The organism is Streptomyces amritsarensis, from assembly GCF_001953875.1.
GTDB lineage: Bacteria > Actinomycetota > Actinomycetes > Streptomycetales > Streptomycetaceae > Streptomyces > Streptomyces amritsarensis.
On record NZ_MQUR01000160.1, the window covers coordinates 1 to 10,024 of the forward strand.

Here is a 10,024-nt window from a genome sequence, read left to right on the forward strand (position 1 = left end):
GCGCCGCGGGCCGGGCCCGAACGCGGGGCCGGGCGCCGCCCCGCCGCACCGGTTTGCGGCGCCGCTGGGCCCACTGCGCTGGCTTCGCGGTGCCGGGCCGAGCGCCGGGTGGGCGGCGGCCGACCCCGCCGGTCTGCGGCGCCGGGCGCCTCCCGCGCCGGGTGTGTGGCGTCGGCCCTACGGTGGGGCTGCCGCGCCGGGCCGACCGCGCCGGGTCTGTGGTGCCGGGTGTGCGGCGTCGGGCCTGCCGACCGGGTTTGTGGTGCCGCTGCGCCCTTCGCGGTGCCGAGCTGACCGGCGGGCATGGGGTGAGGGCTGACCGCGCCGAGCCGACTGCGCGGGTTTTCTGCCGCGCCGCGCCGGGCGGACCGCGTCGGTCTGTGGTGCCGCTGGGCCCCACTGCGCTGGCTTCGCGGTGCCGGGCCGACTGCCGGGTGCGCGAGTGGGGCTGACCGCGCCAGCTGACCGCGCCGGTCTGCGGTGCCGGGTCTGCGGCGCAGGCTGACTGCGCTGAGCCGACCGGGCCAGTCTGCGGCGCGGGTTTGAGGCGTCGGGCTTGCGGTGCCGGGCTGCCGCACCGCGCCGGGCGACCGCGCCGGTCTGTGGCGCCGTTGGGCCGACCGTGCTTGCTTCGTGGTGCCGGGCGCGGGTGTGCGGGTGGGGCCGACTGCGCCGGTCTGCGGTGCGGGCGCACCGCGTGTGGACCACCGCGCCGGTTTGGGGTGCCGGGTGGGCGGGGTCAGCTTGAGGCCGGGGCGAGTCGGAAGACGGGGTGGTCGGCGGCAATCGCCTGGATCTCCGCATCGGAGGCCTTGGCGTCGACGCCGCGGAAGAACTGGTTGACCTCCCAGCCCCACTTCTCCAGGTAGGTGCGCAGGATCGCGGCCTTCTCGACGGGGTCGGTGATCTCGACGACCGTGAACGCGCGGACCTTGCGACCCACACGCAGTTCGCCGCCCCCTGCCACCCGCATGTTGCGGACCCACTGGGAGTGGCCGCGGGCCGACACAAGGTACTCCGCACCCTCGTACTTGTGCGGGTTGACCGGGATGCGCTGCATCTTGCCGGACGTGCGGCCGCGCACCGAGAGTTCGGCGCTGCCGGCCAGGCTGATGCCGACGCGGGCCAGCTTGCCGAAGAACGAGTTGAAGCGGGTGACGAGCGGGCCGGCCTGGACGTAGTACGGGGTGGGCGCGTTCACGAGGACCTCCGGGCCGTCTTCTGCATTGCCGTCGCCTGCATTGAGAGAGCGCTGCTCTCGCTTGAGTCCAGTGTGCACCGGATCGGCGCACCAAAGCAAGAGCACCGCTCTCGAAACGGATCGGCGATCTCCTTTCTGGGCACTGCTCCGTCCGCGTGGCACACTGGCCCGCATGAGCACCGTGCGAGGGGCCAGGGAACGGGCCCGCATCGAGGTCACCGCCGCCATCAAGGACGAGGCGCGCCGCCGGCTTGCGGCCGAGGGGGCCGCCAAACTCTCCCTCCGCGCCGTCGCCCGCGAGCTCGGCATGGTCTCCTCCGCCCTCTACCGCTACTTCCCCAGCCGCGACGAGCTGCTGACCGCGCTCATCATCGACGCGTACGACAGCCTCGGCGCCGCCGCCGAGGAGGCCGACTCCCGGGCCCTCGCCGCCGGCGCCGCGCCCCGCGACCGCTGGATCGCCGCCTGCGAAGCCGTACGGGCGTGGGCGCTGGCGCACCCGCACGAGTACGCCCTCGTCTACGGCTCCCCGGTCCCCGGCTACAGCGCCCCCGCCGACACCATCGGGCCCGCCTCCCGGGTCGGCAACGTCCTCATCGGTGTCGTCCGCGCCGCGTACGAGGGGCGCGGCCTCGCCCTCCCGCCGCTGCCGCCCGTCCTCGGACCCGAAGCCGCCCGGATGGCGGCCGACTTCGCCGAGGACCTGCCCCCGGCGGCCGTCGCCGCCCTTGTCGCCGCCTGGGCACAGCTGGCGGGGCTCGTCTCCTTCGAGCTGTTCGGCCAGTTCCAGGGCGTCGTCGAGGAACGGGCGGCGTTCTTCACGCACGCGGCCGGGCAGTTGGCGCACGGCGTCGGACTGCCCGCCGTATGACAGGAGGGCGGGAGAGGGGTGCGCCACGGCGGGAATTCACGTGATGGGGCGATGGCTCGCTCGCCAGTTCCTCACGCCAATGCGGGAGGTTCAGCCTTGAACGACGGGCCGTCCGTCTAGTGTTCCTCGGGTCCCCCCGCCCCGCCCCGCCTCCACCGGAGGAAACGTTCATGCCTCGCGCCGAGAAGGCCTTGTACGCCGTCCTGGCCACCCTCTTACTGGCCGCACCGGCACCTTCCGCCGACACGCCGCCGCGCGAAGCGCCCAACGCGTCCGCTCCGGCCGCCGCCCCGGCGCCCACCGCGCCCCCCACGCCCCGGATGCCCGGCGTACGGGGCCTGGAGATCGGCGTGCCCGCGTACGTGATGGCGAACGACCGCATGCTGACCGACCTCACCGCCACCGACCCGGCCCCCTCCGTGGTGGTCCTCAACCCGGGCAACGGCGACGCCCCGTTCGGCGCCCCCTGGCGGGCCCGCGCCGACGCCCTCCGCGCCCGCACCACCTCCACCGGCGAGCGGACCAAGGTGCTCGGCTACGTGCACACCGACCACGGCAACCGCGACGTCGCAGCCGTCAGGGCCTCCGTCGACAACTACCTCAAGACCCCCGACGGCCGTCTCCATGTCGACGGCATCTTCTTCGACGTCGTCAGCCGCGACTGCGGCCCCGCCAACGCGACCCGCGACCACTACGCCGAGCTGCGCCGCTACGTCCAGGACACCATGAGCGCCGTGGACCCCGCCGTCCCCGACCTCGTCGTCAACAACCCCGGCACCGCCATAGCCGACTGCTACCTGGAGCCCGGCCGGCGCACCGCGGACGTCTTCGTCACCTACGAGGACACCTACGCCGCGTACACCGGAGCAGGCTGGCTCGGCGGCAACGTCTTCCACCACGAGTCCGGCTACCGGCCCGGCACCGAACTCGACCCGAGCGGAACGGCCTTCTGGCACCTGGTCCACGACGTCCCCGACGACGCGGCGATGCGCGCCACCCTCCGCACGGCGTTCGACCGGGGCGCGGGCTACGCGTACGCCACGGACACGGTCATGCCGAACCCCTGGAACACGGGCCCGACATGGAAGTACACCTCCCAGACCGGCTACGCGGCCACGCTCGGCCAGGGCGCTCCGGCGGGTCATGTGACACCCGCTGTGCGGCGACGAAACGTTTGACCAGACTGTCGGCAGCCGCCGTTCAGGGGTGAACGACCACGGCAGTTGTGCCGAGACGTACGCGGCGGCCCGTGCCGGGGCGCGGCCCGATGCCGCCGCTCCCCGCGTGGCCGATCCGAAATCCCCTCGCCCTTCGCCCCTCGTCGGCCGCCGGCCGCCGGAACGGCGCCGGTGACGTTCACAGGCCGCTCTCCAACTGCCTTACCGTCGCGGGAGGTTCGCAGGGGGACCCGGTCCCACCCGGAGCAGGTCGCTGTCGGCCACCTGCCGGGAGCCGGCTGATCACCGAGGACGCCGGTCTCGGCATTGCCACCGCCGACGACTGCACCGCGGTTGGGGCCGGCCGTCCGCGCGCAGGGCCTTCCCCGCCCACAGCGCCCCTCAAAGAGCGTTTTGTGCCGGGGAAGGTGTTTGGAAATCTGGGGGCGATACGAGGGCGTGGCTGTCCTGAAGGTTCAATATGGGCATGGACGATGCGTTGTGGAGCAGACTGTCGCCTGAGGTGCGAGTAGAGCTGGATGAATTGATAAATTCTGGTCGCTTTCTGCAAGCCGTCAAGGTGGTGCGTGAGCACATCGGCCCGACGAGGCTGGCTCTCTGGGACGGCGTCGAGGCGGTGCAGGAGCGCGCCGATGTCCTGGAGGTGTCGGGGCCGCTCAGGAGTCGCGCCAGTTCGGAGTGATTTCGCGGGTGAGGCGTCGGTGGCGCATGAGCCAGCCGGAGGTCCGCTCCACGACCCAGCGGCGCGGGATGACCCCGGGGGAGTGCCGGGTGCCGTGCACGGCCCAGCCCTACCACGCGTGGCCGCCGCCCGGATCCAGGACGAAGTCCACCCCGGGGCGGGCTCCGACGGCCGGTGCCCCCGGTGTCGGGACCGGTGGTGGTCACGCGGCCAGGCGTGTCACCCGCGATGGTCACATGCGCGGGCAACTCATGGCGTGGGACTCCGCCCCCCGCCCCGGTCAGCGGTAGTCGTCCGGGTGGCCCTGCATCCACGTGTTGATCTTGTCCCGGGTGCCGATCAGCAGGGTCTGGTGCGCCTTCAGGTTGTTGAAGCTCCGGTCGCCGCCGAGCTCCGCGTCGAGCTTCGCGATCAGCGCGATCGGTTCGGGGAAGTGCCCGGGGCCCTTGGGATCCGCCTTCATCGCCGCGTCCAGGCCGCGCAGTTCGTCGTAGACGCGTCCGAGGAAATAGGCGCATTCGGAAGGCGTGCACGCATCGTTCAGCGTCGCCTGGAGCCCGGCGAAGGCGTCCCGGACCTTCTCCGGCGGCGTGCCGGGAAGGGCGGAGGCGCCCGGCCCGCCGCTCGCCGGGGGCGCCGCCGGGCTCGGAGCCGCCGGGCTCGGAGCCGCCGAGCCCGGTACCGAGGACACGGACGGCGTCGCGGCCGCGGAAGCCGCGGCGGCCGCTGAGGAGGCCGCCGGCGGGGCGTCCGACGCGCCCAGTTCCGCGTCGCAGGAGACCGCGAACCCCGCCAGGAACACCGCTGCCACCGCCGCACCGCGCACCCTGTAACCGAACATCAGCCACCCCCGTGATCGTTTGAGGAGGCGACCATAACCGCTCGTCAGCGCGGGTCCACGGTCGGGGGTGGGCGGCGAGCCGCGCGGGGACGTACACCGGCGCCCGCCCCTGCCGACAGGGTCAGATTCCGGCCGTCTCCGTCCACAGCGCGGCCAGCGACAGGTCGCCCGTCACCCCCGGACCCGCCAGCGGCATCCGGTTCCACAGTGCCGCGTACAGCCAGGCCGCCTCGCCGGTCACCTCGCAGTCGACCGGGTCGCCGATGTCGCCCGTAACCGTGCGCGCCGGCGCCGGCGACAGGTGCACGGTCCAGACCGCGCCCGTGTCGGCGGCGCGGATGCGCATCGTCCGCGGCTCCGGGGTCCGCACCCGGCTGCGCGGCCGGGCGTGGAAGCCGGTGAGCAGTTCGTCCACGCCGTCCTCCGCGAACTCCGGCGACAACGGGGAGAAGACGACGCCCAGAGCGGCCTCCGCGTCCATCCGGTGCACGGTGGTCTCATGGGCCTGCCGCCGGGCCCAGAACGCCAGCGGCGACGGCGGGGCGGTCGGCAGGAAGGTCCAGCACTGCACGTCGGCCGGGGCCTCGGTCAGCGTCCGCACCAGGTCCGCGTGGCCCTCCCGGAACCACGCCAGGAGTTCGCCGTCGACCAGCTCCGGCGCCTCCGGGAAGCCCGTCGGCTCCAGCTGCCGCTCCGCGACGTACCCGGCGGCCCAGCGGTGCACCGACCCGGTGTGCCGCAGCAGGTCGCTGACGTGCCAGCCGGGACAGGAGGGGACGAAGGCGTCCGTACCGGCCCGTTCGGCCACCTCCGCGAGCAGTTCGCCCTCCCGGGCCAGGGTCTTTACGTACTCAGTGATCTCCATACCGGGAGTCTTGCAGCCACGGCGCCGACAATGGAGGGATGGACGGGGAACTCTTCCCGCGCGAGCGGACCGAGATCGCCCCCGGCGCGGTACACGTGCCCGACTGGCTCGGGCCCCGCCGGCAGGGCGAGCTGCTGGCGGCCTGCCGGGAGTGGGCCCGCCCGCCGGCCGGCCTGCGCACCGTCCGCACCCCGGGCGGCGGGGTGATGACCGCCCGGCAGGTGTGCCTGGGCCTGCACTGGTACCCGTACGGCTACGCCCGCACCGCCGTCGACGGGGACGGGGAACCGGTCAAGCCGATGCCGGACTGGCTCGCCGAGCTGGGACGCGAGGCGGTGGCCGCCGCCTACGGCGGGCCGCCCGATCCCCGTGCGGCCGCCTACGACATCGCACTGGTCAACTTCTACGACGGGGACTCCCGCATGGGCATGCACCGCGACGCGGAGGAGAAGTCCCCGGCGCCGGTGGTCTCGCTCAGCCTCGGCGACAGCTGCCTCTTCCGCTTCGGGAACACCGATTCGCGCGGGCGCCCGTACCGGGACGTCGAGCTGCGCAGCGGGGACCTCTTCGTCTTCGGCGGCCCCAGCCGGTCGGCCTACCACGGGGTGCCGAAGGTCCTGCCGGGCACGGGTCCGCGGGCGCTCGGGCTGACCGGGCGGCTCAACATCACGCTCCGGGTCGGCGGGCTGGGCTGAGGGGCGCCTCGCCGGTCCGGCCCGCCGGAGCGGCGGGACGCCCCCGGGCGGCGTGCGGCACCCTCCGATCATGCGAGGATCGGTGCCATGAACGGCAACGGGGCCCCGCCGCGGGTGGGGGATGCGACCACGCCATCGGTGTCGAGCACGGGCGCGCGGACCAAGCTGGAACGGGGCCGCGGCGCGCTCGGGCCGGCGCTGGAGCTCGTCCACACCGGCCGCGCCCCGACCCGTGCGGTCCTGACGGCCGAGCTGGGGGTCACCCGCGCCACCGCCGGCGCGGTCGCGGCCGAGCTGGAGGCGCTCGGGCTGATCCGGGTCGACTCCCGCCCGGGGGCCTCGGCCGGTGCCGCCGGCACCGGCGGAGGCCAGGGCCGCCCCTCGCACCGCCTCTCGGTGGCCGAGGACGGGCCGGTGGCGCTCGCCGCCCAGGTGCACTCGGACGGCTTCCGGGCCGCCCTGGTGGGCCTCGGCGGCCGGATCGTGGCCACCGCGCCCGGCAAGGTCACCGTCTCCGCCGACCCGGCCCAGGTGCTCGGCGCGGTCGTGCAGGCGGGCGCGGAACTGCTCGCGGACAGCGGCCGGCGCTGCGTCGGAGCCGGGCTCGCGGTCCCGTCGGCCGTCGCCGAACCGGACGGCACGGCGCTGAACCCGCTGCACCTGGCCTGGCCGGCCGGTTCTCCCGTACGGGACATCTTCGCCGAGTGCGTGAAGGACGCCGGGATCGACGGCCCCGCCCTGACCGGGAACGACGTCAACCTCGCGGCGCTCGCCGAGCACCGGCACGGCGCGGGACGCAGCGCGCAGCACCTGCTGTGCGTGGCCACCGGGCACCGCGGGGTCGGCGGAGCCCTGGTGCTGGACGGCCGCCTGCACAGCGGAAGTTCGGGTCTGGCCCTGGAGGTCGGCCACCTCACCGTGAACCCGGAGGGGCGGGCCTGCCACTGCGGAGGCCGCGGCTGCCTGGACGTGGAGGCGGACCCGCTGGCCTTCCTCACCGCGGCGGGCCGCAGCCCGGGCCCCGAGGTGTCGCTGCTCCAGCAGGCCCGCGACCTGTTGCGCGAGGAACCGGAGGAGCCGGCGGTACGGGCGGCCACCGAGGAGCTCATCGACCGCCTCGGCCTGGGCCTCGCCGGCCTGGTGAACATCCTCAACCCCGACCGGATCATCCTGGGCGGGCTGCACCGGGAACTGCTGTACGCAAACCCGGAGCGGCTCCGGGCGGTCGTCGCGGACCGCAGCCTGTGGGGGCGCAGCGGTGGCGTGCCGATCCTGCCGTGCACCCTGGACCACAACAGCCTGGTCGGCGCGGCGGAACTGGCCTGGCAGCCCGTCCTCGACGACCCGCTGGGGGCCTTGGCCTAGTCAGGCCCTGGCCGCGAAGTCCCGCCTGCCCGCGAGGTCGGCCACCACGCCTCGCCGCGCCGTCGGCGGGCCCGCGTACGTCCCGTACGGGGCGGCCCGCCGCCCGGCGATCCTTCCCCTCGGCCCCGCGGGCCTGGGGGGATGCATGGCGCCGGACGCCGCGGGCCCGCCCTCCGGGCGGCCGGCGGCCCCTTGCGGGCACGGCCTGGGCCGTCCCCGCCACCGTCAGCCGGGGCGGACGGCGACCGGAGAGGGGACCGGCAGCGCCACCGGGGCGGTGACCGGATCCACGGCCACCACCACCGTGCGCGCGGGTTCCGGCACGGGCTTGGCGGCGATCGAGACCGGGAGCGTCGGCGCCACCGGCGCGGGCGCCGCCGTCAGGGAGAACCAGACGACCTTGCCCGGTCCGTCGGACCGTTCGCGGACGCCCCAGGCTTCGCTGAGGGCCTCCACGAGGGCGAGCCCGCGTCCGCTGGTCTCCAACGGTCCGGCCTGCACGGGGCGGAGCACCGGAAGCCGTGGATCGCTGTCGATGACCGAGACCGTCAGCCGTCCGAGCCGCAGCTCGATCTCGACGACGCAGGTCTTGTCCGGCTGCGCGTGGCGGTGGACGTTGCCCAGCAGCTCCGTCACGCCGAGCGCAGCCCGGTCTATGAGCGGATCGAGCTGCCAGTGGCGCAGCTGGGCTGACACGATTCTGCGGATTTGGCCGATCCGCGACGGCAAGGCCTGCAGTTCGACGACGCAGTGCCTGCGGGAATGACTGATCACGGCTGCGACTCCCCGACATGAGTGTTACGGGTGCTGCACCCTCGGTAATCCTCCACCAGGGTCACCCACGGTGCCCCGCAGTGCAACCGAACGCGATCGAAAGCGATCCGCATAGATACCCAAAGTGACTGTTTGTGCAGGTGGGAGAGGTACATTGCGAAAGAAGGGGCTAAAGGGAACGACGAAGGAGCGCGGCGCATGAGCACCACCGACACCACTGGCACCACCGGCACCGGAACCACCACCGGTACGACCGCCACGACCGTCGATGTCGACCGCAGCGACGCCGACTACCGCGCCTGGCTGAAAGAGGCCGTGCGCAAGGTCCAGGCCGACGCGAACCGCTCGGCGGACACGCACCTGCTGAAGTTCCCGCTCCCCGAGGCGTGGGGCATCGACCTCTACCTCAAGGACGAGTCCACGCACCCGACGGGCTCCCTCAAGCACCGCCTCGCGCGCTCGCTGTTCCTCTACGCCCTCTGCAACGGCTGGGTCCGGCCGGGCCGCCCCGTCATCGAGGCCTCGTCCGGCTCGACCGCCGTGTCCGAGGCGTACTTCGCCAAGCTGATCGGTGTCCCGTTCATCGCCGTCATGCCGCGCACGACCAGCCCGGAGAAGTGCCGCCTGATCGAATTCCACGGCGGCGCATGCCACTTCGTGGACGACCCGATGAAGATGTACGAGGAGTCGGCGGAGCTGGCCGCCCGCACCGGCGGGCACTACATGGACCAGTTCACCTACGCGGAGCGGGCCACCGACTGGCGCGGCAACAACAACATCGCGGAGTCGATGTACCAGCAGCTCAAGCTGGAACGTTTCCCCGAGCCCGCCTGGATCGTGGCGACCGCCGGCACCGGCGGCACCTCGGCGACCATCGCGCGCTACGTGCACTACATGCAGCACGACACCCGCATCTGCGTCCCCGACCCGGAGAACTCCTGCTTCTTCGAGGGCTGGACGCGCAACGACCCGGACGCGAGCAGCGATTGCGGCTCGCGCATCGAGGGCATCGGCCGCCCGCGGATGGAGCCGAGCTTCGTGCCCGGCGCCATCGACCGGATGATGAAGGTGCCCGACGCCGCGAGTGTCGCCGCGTGCCGGGCGCTGGAGACGGCCATAGGGCGCAAGGCGGGCGGCTCGACCGGAACCGGCCTGTGGAGCGCCCTGAAGATCGTCTCGGAGATGGTGGCGGAGGGCCGCACCGGAAGCGTCGTCACCCTGCTGTGCGACCCGGGCGACCGCTACCTGGACAAGTACTACTCCGACGAGTGGGTGGCGGCGCAGGGACTCGAACTCGCCCCCTACGCCAAGACCCTCGACACGCTGCTGACGACCGGCGTCTGGCGCGAACCGACCGCCTGAGACACGCCGGGCACCCCCTCGTCCGCGACCAGCCCGACGAGGCCGCCCTCCCCGGCGCACCCGACCCGTGCGCGGACGCACGCCTCGCCGCCGTCAACGCCCCGTCGAGCGGCGCGCGCCGAGTCGGGCGTCCAAGGCGCGGACCGCCGTGCGGAAGGAGTGGCCCAGGCCCGGCCGGGCCACGGTCAGG

10 protein-coding genes and 1 pseudogene are annotated in these 10,024 nt (G+C 73.8%); 6 read left to right on the top strand and 5 right to left on the bottom strand.

Annotation, left to right across the window (positions count from 1 at the left end):
- Positions 1-739 precede the first annotated feature (739 nt).
- Positions 740-1,201: a nitroreductase/quinone reductase family protein gene (locus tag AVW11_RS34510; protein ID WP_060180336.1), complete on the bottom strand. Its 462-nt coding sequence runs from the start codon at positions 1,199-1,201 to the stop codon at positions 740-742.
- Positions 1,202-1,373: 172 nt separating this feature from the next.
- Between AVW11_RS34510 and AVW11_RS34515 the strand changes: the two genes are divergently transcribed.
- From AVW11_RS34515 to AVW11_RS34525, 3 genes are all read left to right on the top strand, one after another.
- Positions 1,374-2,072, top strand: a complete 699-nt coding sequence (locus AVW11_RS34515) for a TetR/AcrR family transcriptional regulator (protein WP_076046992.1) — start codon at positions 1,374-1,376, stop codon at positions 2,070-2,072.
- 170 nt (positions 2,073-2,242) lie between these two features.
- Complete coding sequence (locus AVW11_RS34520; protein WP_240528336.1) at positions 2,243-3,250, top strand: spherulation-specific family 4 protein; 1,008 nt, start codon at positions 2,243-2,245, stop codon at positions 3,248-3,250.
- A gap of 466 nt (positions 3,251-3,716) precedes the next feature.
- Positions 3,717-3,932, top strand: a complete 216-nt coding sequence (locus tag AVW11_RS34525; RefSeq protein ID WP_143568936.1) for a hypothetical protein — start codon at positions 3,717-3,719, stop codon at positions 3,930-3,932.
- Here the strand turns inward: AVW11_RS34525 and AVW11_RS39160 are convergent.
- The 3 genes and pseudogenes from AVW11_RS39160 to AVW11_RS34535 form a co-directional block, all read right to left on the bottom strand.
- A pseudogene (locus tag AVW11_RS39160) lies at positions 3,907-4,041 on the bottom strand (IS5 family transposase); the annotation flags it as partial. The gene AVW11_RS34525 and the pseudogene AVW11_RS39160 sit on opposite strands and share 26 nt — an antisense overlap.
- A 171-nt stretch (positions 4,042-4,212) precedes the next feature.
- Positions 4,213-4,773, bottom strand: a complete 561-nt coding sequence (locus AVW11_RS34530; RefSeq protein ID WP_076046994.1) for a hypothetical protein — start codon at positions 4,771-4,773, stop codon at positions 4,213-4,215.
- Positions 4,774-4,894: 121 nt separating this feature from the next.
- A complete protein-coding gene (locus AVW11_RS34535) occupies positions 4,895-5,638 on the bottom strand; it encodes a maleylpyruvate isomerase family mycothiol-dependent enzyme (protein ID WP_076046995.1) in 744 nt (247 codons plus the stop codon).
- A gap of 38 nt (positions 5,639-5,676) precedes the next feature.
- On the opposite strand from AVW11_RS34535, the gene AVW11_RS34540 reads away from it, so the two are divergent.
- Positions 5,677-6,333: an alpha-ketoglutarate-dependent dioxygenase AlkB family protein gene (locus tag AVW11_RS34540; RefSeq protein ID WP_030855712.1), complete on the top strand. Its 657-nt coding sequence runs from the start codon at positions 5,677-5,679 to the stop codon at positions 6,331-6,333.
- Between the two features lie 87 nt (positions 6,334-6,420).
- Positions 6,421-7,698, top strand: a complete 1,278-nt coding sequence (locus AVW11_RS34545; protein ID WP_060180331.1) for an ROK family protein — start codon at positions 6,421-6,423, stop codon at positions 7,696-7,698.
- A gap of 225 nt (positions 7,699-7,923) precedes the next feature.
- On the opposite strand, the gene AVW11_RS34550 is transcribed toward AVW11_RS34545, so the two are convergent.
- Complete coding sequence (locus tag AVW11_RS34550; protein ID WP_030855715.1) at positions 7,924-8,472, bottom strand: ATP-binding protein; 549 nt, start codon at positions 8,470-8,472, stop codon at positions 7,924-7,926.
- Positions 8,473-8,670: 198 nt separating this feature from the next.
- Between AVW11_RS34550 and AVW11_RS34555 the strand changes: the two genes are divergently transcribed.
- Positions 8,671-9,834 (top strand): PLP-dependent cysteine synthase family protein, encoded by a 1,164-nt coding sequence (locus tag AVW11_RS34555; RefSeq protein WP_076046996.1) that lies wholly within the window; start codon positions 8,671-8,673, stop codon positions 9,832-9,834.
- The last annotated feature ends 190 nt before the right edge of the window (positions 9,835-10,024 follow it).

What these genes read in the sequence shown, in the direction of transcription:
- AVW11_RS34515 (WP_076046992.1), top strand. Translation starts at nt 1,374, where the DNA reads ATGAGCACCGTGCGAGGGGCCAGGGAACGGGCCCGCATCGAGGTCACC.
- AVW11_RS34520 (WP_240528336.1), top strand. Translation starts at nt 2,243, where the DNA reads ATGCCTCGCGCCGAGAAGGCCTTGTACGCCGTCCTGGCCACCCTCTTA.
- AVW11_RS34525 (WP_143568936.1), top strand. Translation starts at nt 3,717, where the DNA reads ATGGACGATGCGTTGTGGAGCAGACTGTCGCCTGAGGTGCGAGTAGAG.
- AVW11_RS34530 (WP_076046994.1), bottom strand. Translation starts at nt 4,773, where the DNA reads ATGTTCGGTTACAGGGTGCGCGGTGCGGCGGTGGCAGCGGTGTTCCTG.
- AVW11_RS34535 (WP_076046995.1), bottom strand. Translation starts at nt 5,638, where the DNA reads ATGGAGATCACTGAGTACGTAAAGACCCTGGCCCGGGAGGGCGAACTG.
- AVW11_RS34540 (WP_030855712.1), top strand. Translation starts at nt 5,677, where the DNA reads ATGGACGGGGAACTCTTCCCGCGCGAGCGGACCGAGATCGCCCCCGGC.
- AVW11_RS34545 (WP_060180331.1), top strand. Translation starts at nt 6,421, where the DNA reads ATGAACGGCAACGGGGCCCCGCCGCGGGTGGGGGATGCGACCACGCCA.
- AVW11_RS34555 (WP_076046996.1), top strand. Translation starts at nt 8,671, where the DNA reads ATGAGCACCACCGACACCACTGGCACCACCGGCACCGGAACCACCACC.